We start from the raw sequence: 22,855 nt of genomic DNA, 5'->3' as shown, positions 1-22,855 counted from the left end.
CCGCGGCGTCGACGGGAATTCCGTCCGGTCAGCTGCCGTGCAGTTCCTCGATCACCGGGGCGAACGCCTCCATGTTGTGCTCCAGGACGGTGAAGTACGAGAAGCCGAAGCGCTCGCGGTGGGCCCGCAGCTGCTCCGCCATCTCCTTGGCGTCGCCCAGCAGCAGCGCCGGGTGCTCCAGCAGCTGGTCCTCGGTGAGGCCCGGTGCGTACGCGGACAGCTCACGCACCTTGGCGCGCCGGTCGGCGCTGGGCCCGGCCATCTGGATGAGGTAGTTCAGCTCGATCGCCTCGTCCGGCCCATCCAGCTCGATCGCCTCACCCGGCTCGTCGGCCTCCTCCGGCGCCCGCCCCGCCTCGGCGGCGAAGCGGCGGAAGGCGCCCACCCGCTCCTCCAGCGCCTCGGGGCTGATCAGCTGCAGGGCGCCCTGGGGTTTGCCGGGGGCCTGCACCGCCCCGGTGAACGCGGCGATGTCCGCATGGCGCGCGGCCAGCCGCAGCAGCCGGTCTCCGTTGCCACCGAGCAGCAGCGGCGGGCGCGGGGACTGGGCGGGCCGCGGCCGGTGCTCGGCATCGGTCAGCAGACGCTCCAACTCGGTCACGGTACGCACCAGATGGTCCACCCGCTCGCGTGGTGAACCGAAGGGCAGCCCGGCGCTGTCGTGCTCGGCCTGGACATAGCCGGCGCCCAGGCCGAGCTCCAGCCGGCCGTCGGTCAGCGCGTCGCAGGTGGCCACCTCCCGGGCGAGCAGCGCGGGGTTCCAGAAGCCGGCGTTGAGCACGAAGGTGCCCAGCCGGGGACGCTCGGTCGCCTCGGCGGCGGTGGCCAGCGCCGGGAACGGGGCGGGGTGGCCGAGGTGGTCGGGGGTCAGCAGCACGTCGTAGCCGAGCTGCTCGGCGTGGCGGCACTTCGCCCGCCATGCCTCGGCCGATTCAAGGGTGAGCAGATTGACTCCGAAGCGGAACGGCCTTGCCATGAGCCCTCCTTGAGCGCGGATACCGCGAACGTATCCGAGATCGGCGCCGTTCGAACTCCCCCGTCCGCACTCTCGCTCACGCGCCCTCGTTCACCGATCCGGCCGATCGGGCACCGGCCGGGGACGGTGCCCGGGGCTCAGCTCAGCGGGTCGGGTTCCGGCTCGGCCCCGGGCGTGGCCCTGGTGAAGATGTGCATCCGCTCCAGCACCGCCTCGGCCGTGGGCCGCTCCATCCGGTCCACGATCCGGCCGTCGGCGAGGAAGAGCACCAGATCGGAGTGGGCGGCGGCGCTCGGGTCGTGGGTGACCATGACGACCGTCTGGCCCAGCTCGTCGACGGCCTCCCGCAGAAAGCGCAGCACCTCCAGGCCCGACCGGGAGTCCAGGTTGCCGGTGGGCTCGTCCGCGAAGATCAGCTCGGGGCGGGAGGCGAGCGCCCGGGCGCAGGCCACCCGCTGCTGCTGCCCGCCGGACAGCTGGGCGGGCCGGTGCCGCAGCCGGTCGCGCAGCCCGAGGGTGTCGATGACCCGGTCCACCCACTCCCGGTCGGGCTTGTGGCCCGCGATGTCCATGGGCAGGGTGATGTTCTCGGCCGCGTTGAGCGTGGGCAGCAGATTGAACGACTGGAACATGAAGCCGATCCGGTCGCGGCGGAGCTGGGTCAGCTCCTTGTCGCCCAGGCCGGTGATCTCGGTGTCGCCCAGCCAGGCCTGGCCCGACGAGACCGTGTCGAGACCGGCCAGACAGTGCATCAGGGTGGACTTGCCGGATCCGGACGGGCCCATCACGGCGGTGAACCGGCCCCGTTCGATCTCCACGTCCACCGCGTCCAGCGCGAGCACGGCCGTCTCGCCGCTGCCGTACGCCTTGGTCAGGGACCGGGCGCGGGCCGCCGCACGGGCGCCGCCCTCCGCGAACCCGTCCGTCTTCGTTGCCGCCGGTGTGGACACGATGCCTCCCCGTATCGGAACGTCGTGCCCTCGATGGTAGGGACCCGGCCGCCGATACGCCCACCCGTGGACGCGGACGTACAGGAATGCGACGACGGACGGGAACGCGATGCCCGGTGGACGGGAACGCGATGCCCGGCGGACGGGGACGTGACGCCCGGGGTTACGGACGCGAAGGCGACACCGGGCGGCGCGCGGCGCCCAGCACGCACGGGGACGTCGGCAGGGTCAGGCCCCGCTCGGGGATGCGCAGCCGGCGGTGGCCGATCGGCTCGAAGCCCGCGGCCTCGATCTCCGAGCGCACCTCGCGCGCCGTATGGCAGCCGCCGAACATCAGCGGCCACACCGTGCGGTCCAGCGCCCGCTGGGCGGTCGCCAGGACCCGCCCCTCGGCGCGCCCGTGCTCGAGGAAGCGCAGCTCACCGCCGGGCCGCAGCACCCGCAGCAGCTCGGCGAGCGCGCGCCGCACATCGCGCACCGAGCACAGCACCAGACACGCCACCGCCGCGTCGAACGCCTCGCTCTTGACCGGCAGCGCCTCGGCGACGCCCGGCACCACGTCCACCGGCACCCCGGCCCGCAGCCCCGCCCGGGTGGCCAGCCGCCGCAGATGGCGCTCGGGTTCGATGGCGACCACCTCGGAGACGGCCTCGGGGTAGTGGGGGAAGTTCAGCCCGTTGCCCGCGCCGATCTCGATGACCCGGCCGGACAGCCCGGCCAGCAGCTCGCCGCGCAGCTCACCGACCCCCGCCCGCTCATCGGCCAGTGGGCTCATTCTGGCGTAGCAGCGGGCGAAGAGCGGGTGGTGGACGGCGTCACGCGGGGACGTGCGACGGCATACGGGCATGGGAGCTCCCTCCTGTCCCAGGTACGGACGATGGAACCGGTACCGGGATTCTGCCCACGCGGGGGGCCTCGCTACGCGGCCAGCCGCGCCGCGTCCCAGCTCCCGTCCAGCCGGGGCGCCAGCCAACCGGGCGCCTGGGCGCGGAAGTCGGCGGGCGGAAGGGCCGGGGCGCCCTGGGGGATGGCGCCCAGCAGCGGGACACCGGACGATTCCGGCAGATCGGCCACATTGCAGCGGGAGGCGAGATCCGCGGCGGCGGGCCAGCTGCCGATGACGACGCCGGGGCACTCCAGCCCGCGGGCGCGCAGCGCCTCGGTGGTCAGGGTGGTCGCGTTGAGCGTGCCGAGGCCCGCGTGGGCGACCACGAGGACGGGCGCGCCGAGCAGCCGGGCCGCGTCGGCGAGCGTCGCCCCCGTCTCGTCGAACCGTACGAGCAGCCCGCCCGCGCCCTCGACCAGCACCAGGTCGTGCTCGGCGGCCAGCTTCTCGGCCGCCTCCGCCACCTCGTGCGGCCGCACCGGCGGTCGTCCGGCGCGGCGGGCGGCGGTGGCGGGGGCCAGCGGCTCGGGGTAGCGGGCGAGTTCGAGCAGGGTCACCGCACCGGCGAGCCGGGCCACCTCGGCGGCATCGCCCGGTTCGCCCTCCGCGACACCGGTCTGGGCGGGTTTGAGCACCGCCACCGAGCGGCCGCGTGCGAGCGCCGCGGCGGCGACGGCCGCCGTGCTGACGGTTTTTCCGATTTCGGTGCCCGTGCCGGTGACGACCAGTACTGACATCTTCGTTTCCGTTGCCTTTCGCTTTCGTTTGTGCTCCCGGCCCGCCCCGGTGCGCGGTCGGTCCCTGTGGGTGGGAGGCCGACCGCGAGCGGAGCGTGCGGGTCAGACGGCCGCGGCAGCGGCCGCCCGTACCGCCGTGCAGATCCGGGCCAGATCGTGGTCGCCCGTGATGTACGGCGGCATGGTGTACAGCAGATCGCGGAACGGGCGCAGCCATACGCCCTCGCGCACCGCGGCCCGCGTCGCCGCCGCCATCCCCGCGTCGTCCATCGGACGGTCCAGCTGGACGACGCCGATCGCGCCGAGCACCCGCACCTCCCGGACGCCCGGCAGCTCGGCCGCCGCCGCGAGACCGTCCCGCAGCCCGGTCTCGATCCGCTTGACCTCCTGCCGCCAGTCGTAGGAGAGCAGCAGGTCGATCGAGGCACAGGCGACGGCCGTGGCCAGCGGATTGCCCATGAACGTCGGGCCGTGCGCGAGCACCGGCACCTCGCCGCGCGAGATGCCGTCCGCCACCCGCGGGGTGCACAGCGTGGCGGCCAGGGTCAGATAACCCCCGGTCAGCGCCTTGCCCAGACACATCACATCGGGGCACACCCCCGCGTGCTCGGCCGCGAAGAGCGTGCCCGAGCGGCCGAAGCCCGTGGCGATCTCGTCGAACACCAGCAGCACATCGTGCTCGTCGCACGCCTCGCGCAGCACCCGCAGCAGCGCGGGGGAGTGGAAGCGCATCCCGCCCGCGCCCTGGACCACCGGCTCCACGATCACCGCGGCCAGCTCATGGGCGTGACGGGCCACCAGCTCGCGTACGTGTGCCTCGTACGCCGGGTCGGGGTCCGCGTCGAACCCGGGCGGCGGCGCGTCCGCGAAGATCTGCTCGGGCAGCACACCGGACCACAGCCGGTGCATTCCGCCGTCCGGGTCGCACACCGCCATCGGCTGCCAGGTGTCGCCGTGGTAGCCGCCGCGCCAGGTCAGCAGCCGCCGCTTGGCGGGGTGGCCGAGGGAGCGCCAGTACTGCAGGCACATCTTCACCGCGACCTCGACCGACACCGAACCGGAGTCGGCGAGGAACACATGGCGCAGCGGCTCCGGCGTGATCTCCACCAGACGGGTGGCCAGCCGGACGGCGGGCTCATGGGTGAGCCCGCCGAACATCACATGGCTCATCCGGTCCAGCTGACCCCGCGCGGCGTCGTTGAGCGCCGGGTGGTTGTAGCCGTGGATGGCGGACCACCACGACGACATCCCGTCCACCAGCTCGCGGACGCCCTCCACCGGCTCGGCCAGCCGCAGCCGGACCCCGGCCGCGGACTCCACGACCAGGGGGTCCTGGCGGCCGGGCATCGGGCCGTACGGATGCCAGACGTGCTGCCGGTCCAGCGCCCGCAGCTCGGCCGGGGTCAGCGGCTCAGGCATTGGGCGGCAGATCCGTGCCCGCACCGCGGCGGCGCACCGCGACCAGATCGGCGTGGGACCCCTCCGCGGCCGCCGGGGTGGAGACCGTGGCGCCGGCCGCCGGGGTGGAGACCGCGGCGCCGGCCGCCGCCTGGGCGGGTACGGCGTCGGCGGGTGCCGCGTCACCGCACGGGCCGCAGCCACCGCCCTCCGCGCCGTGGCCGCCGCAGCCGGAACCGGCGGCCGCGAGCGCATCCGCGCGGTGCTTGGGCAGCGTCGTGGTGTCGGTGCCCTCCACCTCGAAGCCCGCGTCGGCGATCATCGCCAGATCGTCCTTGCCCGCCTGGCCCTCGGTGGTCAGATAGTCGCCGAGGAAGATCGAGTTCGCCAGGTTCAGGGCCAGCGGCTGCAGCGTCCGCAGATGGATCTCGCGGCCGCCCGCGAGCCGCACCTCCACGTCCGGGCAGACGAACCGCACCATCGCCAGGATCCGCAGACAGCGCTGCGGGGTGAGGTTCCAGTCCCCGGCCAGCGGGGTGCCCTCGATCGGGATGAGGAAGTTGACCGGCACCGAGTCCGGGTCCAGGTCGCGCAGCGAGAAGACCACGTCGACCAGGTCCTCGTCCGACTCGCCCATGCCCGCGATCAGCCCGGAGCAGGCGGACATCCCCGCCGCCTGGGCCTGCTGCACGGTCGAGATCCGGTCGGCGTAGGTGTGGGTGGTCGTGATGTCGCCGTAGGTCGCCTCGGAGGTGTTGAGGTTGTGGTTGTACGCGTTCGCCCCCGCGTCCTTCAGCCGCGCCGCCTGGCCGTCGGACAGCAGCCCCAGACAGGCGCAGATCTCGACGTCCTGGTGCTCCTCCTTGATGGCGGCGATGGTCTTCGAGACCCGGTCCACGTCGCGGTCGGTCGGACCGCGTCCGCTGGCCACCAGGCACACCCGCTTGGCGCCGCCGGCGACCCCGGCGCCCGCCGCGGCGGCCGCCTGCTCCGGCTTGAGCCAGGTGTACTTGAGGATCTCGGACTTCGAGCCCAGCCGCTGCGAGCAGTAGGAGCAGTCCTCGGGGCACAGCCCCGACTTCAGGTTGACCAGATAGTTGAGCTTCACCCGCCGCCCGAACCAGGCGCGGCGCACCTTGCCCGCCGCGGCCACCACATCGAGCAGCTCGTCATCGGAGGTCGCCAGGACGGCGAGTGCCTCTTCGCGGGTCGGCGATTCGCGCCGCAACCCCTTGTCCACCAGCGTGTTCAGCAGGTCCATGGCGACGATCCTTTCCTACCCCACCGCTCCCGGCCAAGGAGGGACCGTACAAGACGCGCGGATCGAGGTGTGGGTATTGCCACACCATGACCTGGCATGGAGGGGGCTACGTTCTATCCGGACCCGACAGTCGGTGCCCTTGACGAGGCCACGGAAGGCGAGGCAGCCGATGCCCCAGGACCGCCCGGACGACGCGTTCGCATGGATCGACGCACAGCGGGAGCGGCGCGACCGGGCCGGGCTGGTGCGCCGGCTCAGTCCCCGGCCCGCCGACTCCCCGCTGCTCGATCTGGCGAGCAACGACTATCTGGGGCTGGCCCGGCACCCGGAGGTGACGGCCGCCGCGGCCGCGGCGGCGCAGCGCTGGGGCGCGGGGTCCACCGGATCGCGCCTGGTCACCGGCTCGACCGAACTGCACACCACACTGGAGCGGGAACTCGCCGGCTTCTGCGGTTTCGAGGCGGCCCTGGTCTTCTCCTCCGGTTACGCCGCCAATCTGGCCGCCGTCTCCGCGCTGAGCGGCCGGGATGCCCTGGTCGTCTCCGACGCGGGCAATCACGCCTCGCTCATCGACGGCTGCCGGCTCTCCCGCGCCGAGGTCGCCGTCGTCCCGCACGCCGACCCGGAGGCCGTGCGCAAGGCACTGGGCGCGGCCGAAGAAGAAGCGCGGGAGCAGGCCGTCGAGGAGACCGGAGCGGTCCCCGCGCGCCGGCGCGCCCTCGCCGTCAGCGACTCGGTCTTCTCCGTCGACGGCGACGCCGCCCCGCTGGCCGCCCTCGCCGGGGCCTGCCGCGCGTACGGCGCGGCGCTGGTGGTGGACGAGGCGCATGGCCTCGGGGTGCTCGGCGAGGGCGGGCGCGGCGCGGTGCACGGGGCCGGGCTCGCGGGCGCGCCGGACGTGGTGGTCACGGCCACCCTCTCCAAGTCGCTGGGCAGTCAGGGCGGTGTGGTGCTGGGGCCCGCCCGGGTGATCGAGCACCTGGTGAACACCGCACGCACGTTCATCTTCGACACCGGGCTCAACCCGGCGGCCGTGGGCGCGGCCCTGGCGAGCCTGCGGCTGCTGCGCCGGGAGCCGGAGCGCGCCGCCCGCGTCCGTACGGTCGCCATGGGGCTCTACGGACGGCTGACCGCCGCCGGGCTGGCCGCGGTGCGGCCGGACGCGTCGGTGGTCTCGGTGCGGGCCCCGTCGCCGGAGCGGGCGGTGCGCTGGGCCGCGGACTGCCGCGCGGCCGGGCTGCTGGTGGGGTGCTTCCGCCCGCCGTCCGTCCCCGACGGCATCTCGCGGCTGCGGCTGACGGCGCGTGGGGACCTGACGGAGGAGCAGGTCGAGAAGGCGGTCGACGTGATCGTGAAGACCGCGCCGACCGCCTGATGGCTCACTGACGGGAGGGTGAACGGATCAGCCGTTCACCGGCGGAACAGATACTTCACTGACGGATCAGCTTCCGGTTCCGGCCGAGCGGGAGGTGCCGGAGCCGAGGCCGTCGTCCTTGAGCCCCTCGAGGAAGGAGACCCAGGTCGACGGGGTGAACAGCAGGACGGGGCCCGCCGTGTTCTTCGAATCGCGCACGCCGAGCCGGTCAGACCCCAGCAGGGCCGTCTCGACGCAATTGTTCATGCCGACGCTGTAGCTGCTGCGCAGCCAGTGGACGGACTTGGCGGACATACTGGACATGGTGCCCCCTCAGGCGCCGCCCCCGATTTTGTTGATGAAGGACAACGATTCCTCAGGTGTCAGGGCGCGGGTCCGCAGTACTTCGAACGCGGCGCTGTACGCCCGGAGGTCTTCTTTCCGCTCCAGATAGAGGCTACTCGTCAGGTGGTCGAGAACTACTACGTCCAGGTCACTAATGTGCGGAAAAGAGAAAATAATGAAAGGACCTGTCATACCAATGGGCATTCCGATAGAGAATGGCAGCACCTGCAGCCGCACCTGAGGCAATGCGCAAAGATTGGCCAGATGGCTCAATTGCGCCGTCATCACCCCGGGTCCGCCCACCTCACGCCGCAGCGCCGCCTCGTCCAGCACCGCGTGCAGCCGCAGCGGCCGCTCGCCGTGCAGCACCGACTGGCGTGCGATCCGCACCTCCACCAGCGAGTCCACCTGGGGCCGCGGCAGATCCGGGAGCGCCGCGAGGGTCACCGCCCGGGCGTAGTCCGGGGTCTGCAGCAGACCCGGCACCACCGTGGTCTCCAGGGTGTACGCGTCCGACGCCTCCGCCTCCAGGCTGATGAAGTCCCGGTAGGCGGGCGGCAGTAGATCGCGGTACGCGTACCACCAGCCGCGCCGTGACCCCTCCGGATCCGAGGCGCCCCCGCGGCACAGCGCCTCCAGCAGGGCGCGCAGCTCCGGGTCGGCGACCTCGTAGACCTCCAGCAGCCGCGCCACATCCGAGGGCTTGGCCCCGCTCCGGCCGGTCTCGATCCGGCTCACCTTCGACTGATGCCAGCCCAGCCGGAGGGCGACCTCACCGCTGGTGAGTCCGGCCAGATCCCGCTGGCGGCGGAGTTCCGCGCCGAGCTTGCGACGGCGCACCGCCGGGCCGTACCGCATGAGTTCTCCCTCCCGCCCTTCCCCTTGCCGGCGCGTCACCCACAGCGCGTGTCGCACCAGTGGCCCAGTGTGCCCTCCAAATCCGGTTTTCCGTAGCAGAGTTCACCGCTTTGGGCGACAGATATATGCATAACTCGGTGGATCGCCCCCGTTGCGGCGGGCATCGGTGGCACTCTGACGCGTAGAGCCGTCAGGGCAGCCCACGACTTCACCGGCTTCGCAGCTCCACCTTCCAACGCGTCCGCAGCCGCGCCCCGACGGGAAAGGGACAGGCCGTCATGGCAGACCATCAGGAAGCATCCGTCACTCTGCCGAGCGCACCGGCGTCGGTTCCCGCGGCACGTGCCTATGTCACGGACGTGCTCGCCGAATGGGGGCTCGGACAGGAGGGGGAGGCCGCCGACACCGTGCGGCTGATCGTCTCCGAGCTCGCCACCAACGCCGTGGAGCACACCGTGGGCCAGTCGCCCACCTTCACCGTCGACCTACGGCTCGACCGCGAGCAGCGGCTGGAGATCGGGGTCACCGACAGCCATCCCAAATGGCCCAGATGGCTGCCGCTGGCCACCCAGCAGGACAGCGGCCGCGGCATGGTCATCGTGCGCTGTCTGGCCGCGGAGTCGGGCGGCGAGGTGTTCGTCACCCCGACCGCGGACGGCGGCAAGACCGTGTGGATCGCCCTGCCGTGGACCGTGCCGGTCCGCTGAACCCGCTCACAGCACGCGCTGGGCCTGCCCCTCCGAGGCCCGCGCCTCGGCCAGCTGACGGATCCGGGTGAAGACCCGCCCGGCGGCCGGGCCGATCAGATAGTGCGGCATGTCGCCGCGCTCGATCACCCCGTACCGGCTCGTGCCCATCAGGTACGAGGAATACAGGATCAGCCCGCTCGGCCGGTGCATATCGACGGTCAGCGCCGAGAAGCCGGGGAACTCGTCGGTCTGATAGACGTGCAAGCCCTCCGCCTCCGCTCCATAGCGCTCCTTGAAACGGCCGAACCGCTCCAGCGAATCCTTGATCTTCCGCGTCATGTCCTCCTGGTACTGACGGGAGAGCGTGGCCGCCGCGTCCGAGGACGGATCCAGCAGATAGCAGCGGTACGTGCCGCCCCGCCGCAGCAGCCCGAGGATCGCGTCGCGGAAGTGGGCCGGACGCTCGGTGGTGACCAGCCGGCCGGAGGAGGTGCGCAGCGCCGTCCCCATGTCGAGGACCTCCTCGCCCGCCGCGTCCAGCAGCCGCGCCTTCTCCTGGGGGCTCGGCCGCTCCGGATAGGCGTGCACCGGGGAGCCGTCCGAAAGCCCCCGGCCCGCCAGCCACGCCTTGGCCGCCCCGCCCGGGCCGCCGTCGCCCGCCATCAGATAGACGTCCTTGCCCTCATGGCTTCCCACATGGGCGAACAGCTCCGCGTACGGCCCCGCGGTGCGGTACACATCCTCCGAGACCGCCAGGCAGTCCGCCGGAGTGGCCTTCTCCAGATGCGCGGCCAGATTGATGTCGGGGGAGTGGATGGTGCCGGTCCGGCCCTCGCCGGTGTGGCGTATCGCCCCCTTGTGCAACGCCATGCGCACATGCAGCTCCCCGTCCACCCCCGCCCGCGCGAACTCGTCCCGCAGATGGCGCAGATCCAGGGTGAGAAAGGTGCGGGCCGCCTCCAGTGCGACATCGCGGGCCACGCTCTCGCAGTCGTCGTGGACCGCGAAGAAGCCCCCGTCGCCACGCCAGCTCCACAAGTCGCTGCGGGCACAGCGCCGCTGCGCCGAGAGCTGCCCGATCCGGGCGCGCATCCGCTCGCGCAGCAGATCGAAGGCGTGGGCGGCGCGGTCCCTGGGGTTCGAGCGGACGATCGTCGAATACCCGGAGGTGTCGACGAAGAGCAGATACACCTGGTCGTAGGTGCGGTCGGCCTGGAAGGGCTCGCCATGGAAGGGCTCACCGTGAAAGGGCTCACCGCGGAAAGGCTCGTTCATGCCGGCACCGGACCGCGCTCGACGCCGCCGCGCTCGCCGCGGAACCCATCGTCGTCGGGATACGCCATGCGATGCCTCCGGTGGTCGACGGGGCCGGTCCACAGCGGTGTGGCCCGGCCCCGTCAACCTACCCACGGTCACTGACACCTACGGCGGGTCAGCGCACATGTCCGTACCAGACCTTCTTGGTCCAGATCCGCTCCAGCCGCACCACCGTGCCGGTCTTGGGGGCGTGCCAGATCCGGCCGCCGCCCGCGTACACGCCGACGTGGTAGACCCCGCTCCCGGAGTGGAAGAACACCAGGTCCCCGCCCTTGCGGGAGCCGGCCTTGATGTGGCGGGTCCGGTTGTACTGCGCGGCCGCGGTGCGCGGCAGCCGCTTCCCGGCCCGCTTGTAGGCGTACTGCGTCAGCCCGGAGCAGTCGAAGCGCTTGGGCCCCTCCGCGCCGTACTTGTACGGTGCGCCCTTCTTCGACGCCGCGATCCGCAGCGCCTTGGCCGCGGCGGTCGTGGCCTCGGCCTCCGTTGGATAGCCCGGGGTCGCCACGGTGCCCCCCACAGCGGCGACGGTGAGGGCCGAGACGGCGCTCGCTCGCGAGAACATCCTGGGGATACGTATGTGCGCAGACATCACGCGCCACCCTTCGTGAGCCGACTCCGCCCCGGTGTGGTGGCGGAGTCCTGTCGTCCCCTGGGATGGTCACGCAGCCGCGGCGCCGCTTCCGACTCGAGAGGGCGCGGTGTGACGGTGGTCACTGCGGGGCCGTTCGGGTGGTGCCGGCCGCCCCGCCCCACCTCCGTGACCTGCGCGAACGGCCGGGTCGGGGCGTGGTGGGGCGGACGGGGACGCGGACCCGGGACGCCCGCGGGCCGCAAGCCGGCCCGGCCCGGGCCGCCGGAATCCGACTCCGCCGTTCGGGCGACGGCGGGGCGGCCCCGGCGGGTGACGGCTCCGCGCTCCCGACGGGCGACGGCTCCGCGCTCCCGGCGGGTGACGGCCGGGCGCCCTCGACGTGTGACGACTGGGCGCCCCCGACGGGTGACGCCCCCGCGCTCCCGGCGGGCGAGGCTCCGCACTGTCGACAGGCGAGCCGCGCACCCCTCGACGGCGACAGTCCCGCACCCCGGACGGGCGCGTCTCAGGCGCGCAGCGCCGGGGGCAGCGTGACCCGCGCCGCGCGCCGCTCCCCGTCCAGCACCCGCAAGGCCCGGGCCAGGGTCGCGGTGTGCAGCTCGCTCTCCCCGCGCTCATGCATCAGCGCCAGCGCGTCCCGCAGCGCGGTGGCCTTCCCCACCAGGGCCTGGGCGGCCCGCAGACCGCCATAGGTGTCGCTGCCGCGCGCCGGGTTGATCCGGCCCAGCAGATCGACCACGTCCAGATAGCCGTCCACGACGTTCCCCTCCGCGCGGGTGAGCGCGGGCAGCGGGGGCAGCTCCGGTGGCAGCACCGCGCTCACCTCGCCCGCGACGGCGTGCCCGGAAGCTTACGGCTCTGGGTGACCTGGTCCACCAGCCCGTACGCCACCGCGCCCTCGGCGTCGAAGATCTTGTCGCGGTCGATATCGGCCCGGATCCGCTCGGCGCTCTGGCCGGTGTGCCGCACCAGCATCTGCTCGAGCGTCTCCTGGGTGCGCCGCAGCTCATTGGCCTGGATCTCGAGATCGGAGGTGGTGCCCTCGACCGGCTCGGCGAACGCGGCCTGGTGGATGAGGATCCGCGCCCCCGGCAGGGCCAGCCGCTTGCCCGGGGTGCCGGCGGCCAGCAGCACGGCGGCCGCCGAGGCGGCCTGGCCCAGGCAGATCGTCTCGATGTCGCAGGAGATGAAGTGCAGGGTGTCGTAGACCGCCGTCATGGCCCCGAACGAGCCGCCGGGCGAGTTGATGTAGAGCGAGATGTCCTGCTCGGGCGCGGCGTGTTCGAGATGGATCAGCTGCGCGATCACATCGTTGGCGGCGGTGTCGTCGATGGGGGTGCCGAGGAAGACGATGCGCTCGGAGAGCAGCTTGGAGTACGGGTCCATGGTGTGCGTCCCCGAGCTGGTGCGCTCGGTGAACTCGGGCAGGACATAGCGCGCGGTCGATCGTTCCATCGCGTCACCTCTCGGCGTCGGGCGTCGTGGGCTTGGCTCCGTAAAAAATGTACAGGATGTACATCCCGATATGATGGGAGCATGGCTTACGAGATTCCGGTGACGCAAGCCCGTGCAGAGCTCGCGGAGCTGATCAACCGCGTGGTGTACGGCGGCGAGAGGGTGGTCGTCACGCGCCACGGGAAGCCGCTTGTCGCCCTGGTCTCCGCCGCTGACCTGCGGCGGCTGGAGGAGATCGCGGCGGGCGCGGAGGAGCGCGCGGAGGAGCAGGTGATCAGCACCGTGTCATCGATGCGCCCCACCTCGTCCGCTCCGGGCGAACGGCGGCGCTTCGGCATCGCGGCGGAACACAACGGCCCGGACGCCGGGGATCGGCGTCCGGGCCGCGAGGAGTGACGGACGGGACAGGACCGGCTCAGCGCCGGTCGGGTGCGGGGACGCTCGTCAGGAGCTGAGCGTCCAGATCGCGTTGGCGATGGCGTCGGTGTTCAGGTCCAGCGCCTTGTCGTCGATGTTCGACGTCTTGTCGCAGGCGGAGTGGTAGCACGGGTCGAACGCCTCGCCCGCCTTGCCGCCCCACTTGTCGGCCTGCTCCTGGCTCATGGTGGCCTCGGCGCCGGTGAACAGACCGCCGACCCGCACCCCCGCGTCCTTGAACGGGGCGTGGTCCGAGCGGCCGTCGCCCTCGGTCTCCGGGTCGGTGGAGATGTTCTTCGCGGAGTACCAGTCGGTGAAGACCTTCTCCAGCTCCGGGTCGTCGTCATAGACGAAGTAGCCCGGGTTGGGGGAGCCGAGCATGTCGAAGTTGAGATAGGAGTCGATCTTCGACTTGTCGTCGTCCGCCAGGCTGTCGACGTAGTGCGTCGAGCCGACCATGCCGTCCTCCTCGTCGCCCCACCAGGCGAACCGCAGGTGGTTGGTGGGCTGGAGGTCGGCCTTGGCCACGGCGAGCGCGACCTCGAGGATCGCGGCAGAGCCGGAACCGTTGTCGTTGATGCCGGGGCCGGCCTCGACCGAGTCGAGATGGGATCCGGCCATCACCACCTTGCCCTCGTCGCCGCCCTTCCAGTCGGCGATGAGGTTGTAGCCCTTCTTGCCGCCGGAGGTGAACTCCTGCACGGAGGTGGTGAATCCGGCCTCGTCCAGCTTGCCCTTGATGAAGTCCACGGACTTCTGGTAGCCGGGCCGGCCATGGGCGCGGTTGCCGCCGTTGGCGTCCGCGATGGACTGCAGTTCGCCCAGGTCGGCCTTGACCGCCGCGACGTCCACGTCGGGGGCGGCGGCCTGGTTGGTGACGGTGGCCCCGGCGCCGGAGGCGCCGGTCAGCAGGGCCGCGGTGAGCGCGGCACCGGTTGCCGCCGCGAGGGTCCCGCGGCGAAATGACACTATTCGCTTCACAGTTGGGCTCCGTTGTGATGTGGGGGGTTGGAGCGGAGCAGGTGAATCATGGTGGTGCGGTGATGAGAATCGGGGCTACGCGGCGGGGCCGTCAAGTGCGATAGGCGGACACAGGGGTCCGCCGAGCGGAAATCGGGTGCCGGGCCGGAGCCTGTCCGAGACCCGCCCGACCGGCTTGACCAGCGGCGATGGGGACTGATCAGTTAACGCTGACGAAACGCCACGGAACTAGCCTGCTCAGGCCGGGTGCGAGCCGCCCCGGTCCGCGCTGAGCGGGTGGTTTCCGCCGGGCGGTACGAAGATGAGGGGATGAGGTGGGAAGCATGCATTTGACCCCACATGAGCAGGAACGTCTGCTCATCCATGTGGCCGCCGACGTGGCCGAGAAGCGACGGGGCCGGGGCGTACTCCTCAACCACCCCGAGGCGACGGCGCTGATCACCGCCCACATCCTGGAGGGGGCCCGGGACGGCCGCGGTGTCGCCGAGCTGATGGCCTCCGGCCGCCAGGTGCTCACCCGCGACGAGGTCATGGAGGGCGTCCCCGAGATGCTCCACGACGTCCAGGTCGAGGCCACCTTCCCCGACGGCACCAAGCTGGTCACCGTCCATCAGCCGATCGCCTGAGGGGAGGGGCGTATCCGTGATCCCCGGAGAGATCCTGCACGCCGATGAGCCGGTGACCCTCAACGAGGGGCGGCCCGTGACCCGTCTCACCGTGCTCAACGCCGCCGACCGGCCCGTTCAGGTCGGCTCCCACTACCACTTCGCCGAGGCCAACCCCGGCCTCGACTTCGACCGCGCCGCCGCCCGCGGCAAGCGGCTGGACATCCCCGCGGGCACCGCCGTGCGCTTCGAACCGGGCATCCCCGTCGAGATCGACCTGATCCCGATCGCGGGGGAGCGGATCGTGCCGGGACTGCGCGGGGAGACGGGAGGACGGCTCGATGGCTGAGCTCCACCGCGCTGCGTACGCCGATCTCTTCGGGCCCACCACCGGGGACCGGATCCGGCTCGCCGACACCGACCTGTTCATCGAGATCGAGGAGGACCGTAGCGGCGGGCCCGGCCGGGCCGGGGACGAGGCGGTCTTCGGCGGCGGCAAGGTGATCCGCGAATCCATGGGCCAGTCCCGCGCCACCCGCGCCGAGGGCACCCCCGACACCGTGATCACCGGCGCCGTCGTGCTCGACCACTGGGGCGTCGTCAAGGCGGATATCGGCCTGCGTGACGGCCGTATCACCGGCATCGGCAAGGCCGGTAACCCCGACACCATGGACGGCGTCCACCCCGACCTCGTCATCGGGCCCGAGACCGAGGTCATCGCGGGCAACGGCAGGATCCTCACCGCGGGCGCCGTCGACGCCCATGTCCACTTCATCTCCCCGACCCTCGTCGACCAGGCGCTCTGTTCCGGGATCACCACCCTCGTCGGCGGCGGCACCGGCCCCGCCGAGGGCACCAAGGCGACCACCATCACCCCCGGCCCCTGGCATCTCGCCCGGATGTTCGAGGCGCTGGAGGGATATCCGGTCAACATCGGACTGCTCGGCAAGGGCAACACCGTCTCGCGCGAGGCGATGTGGTCCCAACTGCGCGGCGGAGCCCTCGGATTCAAGATCCATGAGGACTGGGGGGCGACCCCCGCCGCCATCGACGCCTGCCTCGGCGTCTGCGAGGAGAGCGGCGCCCAGCTCGCCATCCACACCGACACCCTCAACGAGGCGGGCTTCGTCGGCGACACCCTCGCCGCCATCGCCGGGCGCTCCGTCCACGCGTATCACACCGAGGGCGCGGGCGGCGGGCACGCGCCCGACATCATCACCGTGGTCTCCCAGCCGCATGTGCTGCCCAGCTCCACCAATCCGACGCGCCCGCACACCGTCAACACCGTCGAGGAACACCTCGACATGCTGATGGTCTGCCACCACCTCAACCCGGCCGTCCCCGAGGACCTCGCCTTCGCCGAGTCCCGCATCCGGCCCAGCACGATCGCCGCCGAGGACGTGCTGCACGACCTCGGCGCGATCTCGATCATCTCCTCCGACTCCCAGGCCATGGGACGGATCGGCGAGGTGGTGCTGCGCACCTGGCAGACCGCGCATGTGATGAAGCGCCGGCGCGGCGCCCTCCCCGGCGACGGCCGTGCCGACAACCACCGGGCGCGTCGCTATGTCGCCAAATACACCATCAACCCGGCGGTGGCCCAGGGCCTCGACGGGGAGATCGGCTCCATCGAGACCGGGAAGCTGGCCGATCTCGTGCTGTGGGACCCCGCGTTCTTCGGCGTCAAACCGCAACTGGTGATCAAGGGCGGCCAGATCGCCTACGCGCAGATGGGCGACGCCAACGCCTCCATCCCGACCCCGCAGCCGGTCCTGCCGCGCCCCATGTTCGGCGCGCTCGGCCGCGCGGCGGCCAGGGGCTCGGTCAACTTCGTGACGTCCGCGGCGCTGGAGGACGGGCTGGTGGACCGGCTGGCGCTCGATAAGCGGTTCGCCCCGATCCGCTCCACACGAGGGGTCACGAAGGCGGACATGCGGGAGAACGACGCCCTGCCGCGGGTCGAGGTCGACCCCGACACGTTCACGGTGACGATCGACGGCGAGCCCGTGGAACCGGCTCCGGCGACGGAACTTCCCATGGCCCAGCGGTACTTCCTCTTCTGACGGGGCCGTCATGACGACGAACGAGATCCCGGCGCGGACTTCTGGGGACGGCGGTGGTCCGACCACGGGTGGGGGGCTGCCGCAGGGGGACTTTCCCCCACCCCGCCCCTTCCCGCAACCAGGGGGCGCCGCCCCCTGGGCCCCCGGCGACCCGCCGCCGGACGGGCCGCATCCGGCCCGCCAGGCGGCGGAAGACATGCCCGCCGGGCGAGCGGCGGGGGTGGGGCCACGGGCCGCGCAAGGGTGGCCCGCGGGCGGGAGCGTGGGCCCCGGCGGGGCTGAGGGCGAAGCTCGTGGTGGGGTCCGGGGCGACTCCGCCGGCGGGGTCCAGGGCGAAGCGTCCGGTGGGGTTCGCAGCGAAGCCCGCGGTGGGGTCCGGGGCGAGGGCCCCGACAGGGTCCGAGGTGAAGCACTCGGTGAGGTCCGGGTCGATACCCTCGGTGGGGATCAGAGCGAAGCCCGCGGTGGGGTCCGGGGCGACCCCGCCGGCGGGGTCCAGGGCGAAGCGTGCGGTGGGGTTCGCAGCGAAGCTCGTGGTGGGGTCGCCGCGCTGCTCATTCTTGCCGACGGTCGGTTTCCGGCCGGGGGTCATGCCCACTCCGGCGGGGCCGAGGCCGCCGTCGCGGCGGGCCGGATCCGTGATGCGGCCTCCCTGGAGGCGTTCTGCCGGGGTCGGTTGCACACCGTCGGGCTCACCGCGGCCGGGCTCGCCGCCGCGGCCGCCGCCGGGCTCGATCCGCTCGCGCTGGACGAGGCGGCGGACGCCCGTACCCCCGCCCCCGCACTCCGCACCACCGCCCGGCGGCTCGGGCGTCAGCTGATGCGTGCCGCCCGGGCCACCTGGCCCTCGCCCGAGCTGGACGCCCTCGCCGCCGCCCGGCCGCGCGGGGCGCATCAGCCCGTGGTGCTCGGACTCACCGCGCGCGCCGCCGGACTCGGGCCGTCGGACGCCGCGTACGCCGCCGGGTACGAGGCGGTGAGCGGGCCCGCGACCGCCGCCGTACGGCTGCTGAGCCTGGACCCCTTCCACGCCACCGCTGTCCTCGCCCGCCTCGCCCCCGAGCTCGACCACGTCGCGGCCCGCGCCGCCGAGGCGGCGCGGCGCGCTCTCGACGACGGCCCGGGCGTGCTGCCCGCCGCCTCCGCACCCCTGCTCGACATCGCCGCCGAACAGCACGCCACCTGGTCCGTACGTCTCTTCGCCTCATGACCGAGGCAGTTGGCCGCGACCCGTACCCCCCACACCCCCGTCGGAACACCGGAGCCGTCATGCATCTCGACCACGCGGACACCTACCCCCCGCGCCACACCTACGGCACCGCCGACCCCCACCGCCCCGACGGCACCCACCGGGCGCTGCGCATCGGCCTCGGCGGGCCGGTGGGCTCCGGCAAGACCGCGACCGTCGCCGCGCTGTGCCGGGAGCTGCGCGACCAGCTCTCCATCGCCGTCGTCACCAATGACATCTACACCCGCGAGGACGCCGAGTTCCTGCTGCGCAACGCCGTACTGCCCGCCGAGCGCATCACCGCCGTGGAGACCGGCGCCTGTCCGCACACCGCGATCCGCGATGACATCTCGGCCAACCTGGAGGCGGTCGAGGAGCTCGAGGAGACCGTGGGCCCGCTCGATCTGATCCTCGTCGAGTCCGGCGGCGACAACCTCACCGCGACCTTCTCCAAGGGCCTGGTCGACGCGCAGGTGTTCGTCATCGATGTCGCGGGCGGCGACGACATCCCCCGTAAGGGCGGCCCCGGCGTGACCACGGCCGATCTGCTCGTCGTCAACAAGACCGACCTCGCCCCGTACGTCGGCTCCGACCTGGAGCGCATGGCCCGCGACGCCAAGGCCCAGCGCGGTGAACTCCCCGTCGCCTTCACCTCCCTGGTCGCCGAGGACGGCGTCCGCCCCGTCGCCGACTGGGTCCGCGCACGCCTGGCCGCGTGGCCGGCGGCGGCATGACGCCCGCCCCGGACACGGGGCGCGGCTCGGGCAGCTCAGATGCGGGGCGCGCCCCCGCCGCACCGTCCACCCCCAACACCTCACCCGCCCCGGCCACCGCCGTACACGCCACCGCCCGCATCCTCGCCGAGGCGGATGGGCGCGGTGGCACCGCGTTGCCCGTGCTCGCCGGGGGTGGCCCGCTCGCGTTGCGGCGTACGCGGGCCGTGGGTGGGGAGGCGCGCGTGACCGTGGTCGGGGCCATGAGCGCGCCCCTCGGTGGGGATCGCATCGCCCTGGAAGCGACCGCCGGACCGGGCGCCCGGCTGTACATCGGTTCCGCCGCGGCCACCATCGCCCTGCCCGGGCGGACGGGGCAGCCCGCCCACTACGAGATCCGGCTGACCGTCGCCGACGGCGCGACCCTGCACTGGCTGCCCGAGCCACTGATCTCCGCCCAGGGCAGCGATCTGCGCATGACCACCCGTGTCGAACTCGCCCCCACCGCACGCCTGGTGCTCCGCGAGGAGCAGATCCTGGGCCGTACCGGCGAGCCTCCGGGCCAGCTGACGGCCCGCCTCACCGTCCACCGCGCCGGGCGGCCCCTCCTCGACCAGGAACTCTCCTACGGCCCCGGTCCCGGACCCGGCGCCCTCGGCTGGGACGGCGGCGCCGTACTCGGCGGTCACCGCGCGGTGGGCCAGCTCCTCGTCGTCGACCCGTCCTACGCCACCGGCCCGCTCGCCCCCCGCGCCCTCACCGGGACCGCCGTCCTCACGCCCCTGACCGGCCCCGGCGCCCTGGCCACCGCCGTGGCGCCGGACGCGCTCCACCTCCGCCGCGCCCTCGACGAGGCGGCCGCGGCCGTGGGCTGATGTTCACGTCTTGATAAAGAAACGGCGGTTTGCCCTGTACTCGGCGGTAAGCAAGACAGAAGAATCCTGCCTGACACTCTGTGATCATCGCCGCTCCAGGCGGCGCAACAAAGCAGGGGGATTACTACGTGAGACGCACAGCACTCTTCGGCGTGGCCGGTGGTGTGATCACCGGGGCGCTGATAACCGGTGCGCTGGCCGCCCCCACGGCTGGGGCCTCGGAGCGGACGCCCGGTGGGGCCGCCGAGGCGCGTGGCGTGGCGGTGGCCGCGGCCAAGGCCGCGAAGAAGGGCATCGACTGGACCGACTGCCCGGCCGACTGGGGGCTGGCCAAGCCCATCCAGTGCGGCTACGTCACCGTGCCGCTCGACTACGCCAAGCCGAACGGCCGCACCATCAAGCTCGCGGTGGACCGGATCGGCAACACCGGCTCCGCCTCCGAGCGGCAGGGTTCGCTGATCTACAACCCGGGCGGGCCCGGCGGCTCCGGGCTGCGCTTCCCGACCCGGGTCACCACCAAGAACCCGCTGTGGGCGAAGACTTCGAAGGCGTACGACTTCGTCGGCTTCGACCCGCGCGGCGTGGGCCACTCCGCGGCCATCTCCTGCGTGGACCCGCAGGAGTCCGTCAAGGCGCCGAAGCTGGACCCGGTGCCCGACAGCGAGGCGGACAAGCGGGTCCAGCGCAAGCTGGCCCGGGAGTACGCCGAGGGCTGCAACGAGCGCAGCGGCTGGATGCTGCCGCATATGACGACGCCCAACACCGCCCGTGACATCGACGTCATCCGGGCCGCGCTCGGCGACAAGAAGCTCAACTACCTGGGCGTGTCCTACGGAACGTACATCGGCGGCGTCTACGCGACGCTCTTCCCGACCCATGTGCGCCGGCTGATCGTGGACAGCGTGGTCAACCCCTCGCGGGAGAAGATCTGGTACCAGGCCAACCTGGACCAGGACGTCGCCTTCGAGATGCGCTGGAACGACTGGAAGGCGTGGGTCGCCAAGAACGACGCCGCCTACCACATCGGCGACACCCCCGCGAAGGTCCAGAAGCAGTGGGAGACGCTGCGCGCGGCCGCCAAGAAGAGCCCCATCGGCGGGGTCGTGGGCCCGGCCGAGCTGCTCGGGCTGTTCCAGAGCGCTCCGTACTACGACTCGTCGTGGGCCACCGTCGCCCAGGTGTGGAGCGACTACCTCGCCGGCGATGAGAAGGCGCTGGTCGAGGCCGCGGGCCCGGACATGTCCGACACCGCGGGCAACATCGCCGCGGAGAACGGCAACGCCGTCTACACGGCCGTCGAGTGCGCCGACACCAAGTGGCCGACCAGCTGGGCGAAGTGGGACCGGGACAACACCCGGCTCCACCGCGACTACCCCTTCCTGACCTGGTCCAACGCCTGGATGAACCTGCCGTGCGCCACCTGGGGTGCCAAGCAGCACACCCCGCTGGAGGTGGGGGCCGCCAAGGGGCTGCCCAAGACGCTGATCGTGCAGAGCACCCGTGACGCCGCGACCCCGTACGAGGGCGCGGTGGAGCTGCACAAGCGGCTGAAGGGTTCGCGTCTGGTCACCGAGAAGGACGCCGGTTCGCACGGGGTCACCGGTCTGGTCAACCCGTGTGTCAACGACCGGGTGGACGCCTACCTGCTCAAGGGCACGGTGGACGCCAAGGACGTGACCTGCGCTCCGCACGCCACGCCGGTCCCCGCGAAGGCGGGTGCGTCCGCGAAGGCCGCCAAGGACGCGAAGGCGGCCAAGGAGGCCGCCGCCCTCGTCAAGTAGTCGACGAGTAGCGGTAGGTGGTGAAGGGCCGGGCCCGTGCGTTCCCCGCACGGGCCCGGCGCCGTTTCCCCCGCAGTGATCAGGGCGCGTGGCCGGCGCCGCGCAGCCACGCGTCCTCGGCCGCGTAGTCGAAGAGATCGGCCATCGGGTCGTAGGCGGCCGCCATGTCGGGGAAGGCGGTGCGCCAGTCCGGGGCGGCCGCCAGCCGGTCCGCGAGCCAGGCGACGGTCGCCGGCAGCGATTCCATATAGCCGGTCACCGGGCGGTAGCCCAACTCCCGTTCGGCGGCGGACATGTCGTAGACCAGCGGATGGGCCAGGCTCCAGGGGGTGCTGCCGATATGCGGATGCGGCGGCTCCCCGTCGATCAGCACCAGCTCGCCGCGCACCCCCAGCACCGCGTCCACGGCGGTGGCGATGTCGGCGACCGTCGGGGCCTGTGGATCGCCCGCGTTGAGCACCCGTGAACCGGGCCGGTGGGCGGCCAGCCGCACCAGCTCCGCGATGTTGTCGACATGCACCGGATGGAACCGGCTGCGGCCGCCGTACGCCAGGATCCGCACCGGCCGTCCGTCCAGCGCCCGTTTGACGAAGTACAGCTCACGGGGCGTACGGCAGTGCGGGCCGTGGATCGCCCCCGCGCGCAGCAGGGTCGTCGGCAGCCGGTCCCCGGCGGCCAGCAGCTCCCGCTCCAGCGTGACCTTACGGCTGCCGTAGCCCGCGCCCGGCGGGACGGTCCGCTGGGACTCGGGGAGCGGCACCGGATAGCGCGGGGCGCCGTCGGGCCGGTCCTGGGTCCCGAAGCCCCGGCCCTGGTCGTCCTCGTACACCGCCCCGGTGGACATCACCACCGCCGATCCGATCCGGTCCGCGAGCCCCAGCAACTGCCGCGCGTGCGCCTGCCCGTAGGCGACGCAGTCCAGCACCACATCGCAGCCGTCCCCGATCAGCGCGGCCACCGCGGCGTCGTCGTCCCGGTCCACCGCCACGCTCACCACGGACGCGGGCCAGCTCTCGTCGCGGCCCCCGCCGCGCGAGGCCGCCCGCACCCGCCATCCCTCGGCGGCGAGCGCGCGCACCGCCGCCCGGCCGATCTGCCCCGTCGCCCCGATCACACATGCGCTGCCAATGGTCATGCCGGGACGCTACGGGCCCGGCCGCCACGCTGCCCAGACTCCTTAGCCACGAGCAGATTCGCCCGTGGCGCGATCATTCACGGTCAAACAGTGAGTACAAGATGATCGCTTTTTCGCGCTCTTTGAATTAGCCGTGATGCATTTCGAAGAAAAAGGCATATTCGATTCGCGCGTCGGCGAAACCGCTAAGCTCCAGGGCCCATGACGGGCAGGCTCACCGCCCGCATTTCGCACGCATC

General features: G+C 72.5%; 24 protein-coding genes. 10 read left to right on the top strand and 14 right to left on the bottom strand.

The window, feature by feature from the left end; all coding sequences use genetic code 11:
- Positions 1-28: 28 nt before the first annotated feature.
- From J8403_RS06235 to bioB, 6 genes are all read right to left on the bottom strand, one after another.
- Positions 29-976, bottom strand: a complete 948-nt coding sequence (locus J8403_RS06235) for a TIGR03621 family F420-dependent LLM class oxidoreductase (RefSeq protein ID WP_211122263.1) — start codon at positions 974-976, stop codon at positions 29-31.
- A 137-nt stretch (positions 977-1,113) separates the two neighbouring features.
- Positions 1,114-1,926 carry an ABC transporter ATP-binding protein gene (locus tag J8403_RS06230; RefSeq protein ID WP_211122262.1) on the bottom strand — a complete coding sequence of 271 codons (813 nt, stop codon included), beginning with the start codon at positions 1,924-1,926 and terminating at the stop codon, positions 1,114-1,116.
- A gap of 163 nt (positions 1,927-2,089) precedes the next feature.
- Entirely contained in the window at positions 2,090-2,773 is a 684-nt protein-coding gene (locus tag J8403_RS06225; RefSeq protein WP_211122261.1) for a class I SAM-dependent methyltransferase, read from the bottom strand.
- Between the two features lie 71 nt (positions 2,774-2,844).
- Positions 2,845-3,549 carry a dethiobiotin synthase gene (gene bioD, locus J8403_RS06220; protein WP_211122260.1) on the bottom strand — a complete coding sequence of 235 codons (705 nt, stop codon included), beginning with the start codon at positions 3,547-3,549 and terminating at the stop codon, positions 2,845-2,847.
- Between the two features lie 102 nt (positions 3,550-3,651).
- Positions 3,652-4,968 carry an adenosylmethionine--8-amino-7-oxononanoate transaminase gene (locus J8403_RS06215; protein WP_211122259.1) on the bottom strand — a complete coding sequence of 439 codons (1,317 nt, stop codon included), beginning with the start codon at positions 4,966-4,968 and terminating at the stop codon, positions 3,652-3,654.
- Positions 4,961-6,208 carry a biotin synthase BioB gene (gene bioB, locus J8403_RS06210; protein WP_211122258.1) on the bottom strand — a complete coding sequence of 416 codons (1,248 nt, stop codon included), beginning with the start codon at positions 6,206-6,208 and terminating at the stop codon, positions 4,961-4,963. The genes J8403_RS06215 and bioB overlap by 8 nt, the downstream gene beginning before the upstream one ends.
- Positions 6,209-6,377: 169 nt before the next feature.
- Between bioB and J8403_RS06205 the strand changes: the two genes are divergently transcribed.
- A complete protein-coding gene (locus J8403_RS06205) occupies positions 6,378-7,583 on the top strand; it encodes an 8-amino-7-oxononanoate synthase (protein WP_211122257.1) in 1,206 nt (401 codons plus the stop codon).
- 66 nt (positions 7,584-7,649) lie between these two features.
- On the opposite strand, the gene J8403_RS06200 is transcribed toward J8403_RS06205, so the two are convergent.
- Together J8403_RS06200 and J8403_RS06195 are read right to left on the bottom strand one after the other, a co-directional pair.
- Positions 7,650-7,886, bottom strand: coding sequence for a DUF397 domain-containing protein (locus tag J8403_RS06200; RefSeq protein ID WP_093466793.1), 237 nt, complete (start codon positions 7,884-7,886; stop codon positions 7,650-7,652).
- A gap of 9 nt (positions 7,887-7,895) precedes the next feature.
- The gene (locus J8403_RS06195; protein ID WP_211122256.1) at positions 7,896-8,765 is read right to left on the bottom strand and encodes a helix-turn-helix domain-containing protein; all 870 of its coding nucleotides are present in this window, start codon (positions 8,763-8,765) and stop codon (positions 7,896-7,898) included.
- Between the two features lie 278 nt (positions 8,766-9,043).
- On the opposite strand from J8403_RS06195, the gene J8403_RS06190 reads away from it, so the two are divergent.
- On the top strand, positions 9,044-9,472 hold the full coding sequence (locus J8403_RS06190; RefSeq protein WP_211122255.1) for an ATP-binding protein: 429 nt from the start codon (positions 9,044-9,046) through the stop codon (positions 9,470-9,472).
- Positions 9,473-9,478: 6 nt separating this feature from the next.
- Here J8403_RS06190 and J8403_RS06185 read toward each other — a convergent pair whose 3' ends face one another.
- From J8403_RS06185 to J8403_RS06170, 4 genes are all read right to left on the bottom strand, one after another.
- Positions 9,479-10,729, bottom strand: coding sequence for a nucleotidyl cyclase domain-containing protein (locus tag J8403_RS06185; RefSeq protein WP_211122254.1), 1,251 nt, complete (start codon positions 10,727-10,729; stop codon positions 9,479-9,481).
- A 157-nt stretch (positions 10,730-10,886) separates the two neighbouring features.
- Positions 10,887-11,360, bottom strand: coding sequence for a C40 family peptidase (locus J8403_RS06180; RefSeq protein ID WP_211122253.1), 474 nt, complete (start codon positions 11,358-11,360; stop codon positions 10,887-10,889).
- Positions 11,361-11,868: 508 nt separating this feature from the next.
- Positions 11,869-12,177, bottom strand: coding sequence for a hypothetical protein (locus J8403_RS06175; RefSeq protein WP_211122252.1), 309 nt, complete (start codon positions 12,175-12,177; stop codon positions 11,869-11,871).
- A 5-nt stretch (positions 12,178-12,182) separates the two neighbouring features.
- A complete protein-coding gene (locus tag J8403_RS06170; protein WP_211122251.1) occupies positions 12,183-12,818 on the bottom strand; it encodes an ATP-dependent Clp protease proteolytic subunit in 636 nt (211 codons plus the stop codon).
- A gap of 81 nt (positions 12,819-12,899) precedes the next feature.
- On the opposite strand from J8403_RS06170, the gene J8403_RS06165 reads away from it, so the two are divergent.
- The gene (locus J8403_RS06165; RefSeq protein ID WP_211122250.1) at positions 12,900-13,214 is read left to right on the top strand and encodes a type II toxin-antitoxin system Phd/YefM family antitoxin; all 315 of its coding nucleotides are present in this window, start codon (positions 12,900-12,902) and stop codon (positions 13,212-13,214) included.
- Between the two features lie 48 nt (positions 13,215-13,262).
- Here the strand turns inward: J8403_RS06165 and J8403_RS06160 are convergent, their stop codons facing one another.
- Entirely contained in the window at positions 13,263-14,216 is a 954-nt protein-coding gene (locus J8403_RS06160) for a M28 family metallopeptidase (protein ID WP_211122249.1), read from the bottom strand.
- 323 nt (positions 14,217-14,539) lie between these two features.
- On the opposite strand from J8403_RS06160, the gene J8403_RS06155 reads away from it, so the two are divergent.
- The 7 genes from J8403_RS06155 (at position 14,540) to J8403_RS06125 (ending at position 21,481) form a co-directional block, all read left to right on the top strand.
- On the top strand, positions 14,540-14,842 hold the full coding sequence (locus J8403_RS06155; protein ID WP_211122248.1) for an urease subunit gamma: 303 nt from the start codon (positions 14,540-14,542) through the stop codon (positions 14,840-14,842).
- A gap of 16 nt (positions 14,843-14,858) precedes the next feature.
- Positions 14,859-15,170 (top strand): urease subunit beta, encoded by a 312-nt coding sequence (locus J8403_RS06150; RefSeq protein ID WP_211122247.1) that lies wholly within the window; start codon positions 14,859-14,861, stop codon positions 15,168-15,170.
- Positions 15,163-16,884 (top strand): urease subunit alpha, encoded by a 1,722-nt coding sequence (locus J8403_RS06145; protein WP_211122246.1) that lies wholly within the window; start codon positions 15,163-15,165, stop codon positions 16,882-16,884. The genes J8403_RS06150 and J8403_RS06145 overlap by 8 nt, the downstream gene beginning before the upstream one ends.
- Before the next feature lie 550 nt (positions 16,885-17,434).
- Entirely contained in the window at positions 17,435-18,094 is a 660-nt protein-coding gene (locus J8403_RS06140; RefSeq protein WP_211128099.1) for an urease accessory protein UreF, read from the top strand.
- A gap of 59 nt (positions 18,095-18,153) precedes the next feature.
- Positions 18,154-18,846 carry an urease accessory protein UreG gene (gene ureG, locus J8403_RS06135; protein ID WP_211122245.1) on the top strand — a complete coding sequence of 231 codons (693 nt, stop codon included), beginning with the start codon at positions 18,154-18,156 and terminating at the stop codon, positions 18,844-18,846.
- Positions 18,843-19,700, top strand: a complete 858-nt coding sequence (locus tag J8403_RS06130) for an urease accessory protein UreD (RefSeq protein ID WP_246585716.1) — start codon at positions 18,843-18,845, stop codon at positions 19,698-19,700. The genes ureG and J8403_RS06130 overlap by 4 nt, the downstream gene beginning before the upstream one ends.
- 128 nt (positions 19,701-19,828) lie before the next feature.
- Positions 19,829-21,481: an alpha/beta hydrolase gene (locus J8403_RS06125; RefSeq protein ID WP_211122244.1), complete on the top strand. Its 1,653-nt coding sequence runs from the start codon at positions 19,829-19,831 to the stop codon at positions 21,479-21,481.
- Positions 21,482-21,560: 79 nt separating this feature from the next.
- Here the strand turns inward: J8403_RS06125 and J8403_RS06120 are convergent, their stop codons facing one another.
- Positions 21,561-22,616 (bottom strand): NAD-dependent epimerase/dehydratase family protein, encoded by a 1,056-nt coding sequence (locus tag J8403_RS06120; protein ID WP_211122243.1) that lies wholly within the window; start codon positions 22,614-22,616, stop codon positions 21,561-21,563.
- Positions 22,617-22,855: the final 239 nt, after the last annotated feature.

It is taken from the genome of Streptomyces yatensis, assembly GCF_018069625.1.
Lineage (GTDB): Bacteria > Actinomycetota > Actinomycetes > Streptomycetales > Streptomycetaceae > Streptomyces > Streptomyces yatensis.
Note: the sequence above shows the minus strand (reverse complement) of the source record. Positions and strands in the feature narration are given on the sequence as shown.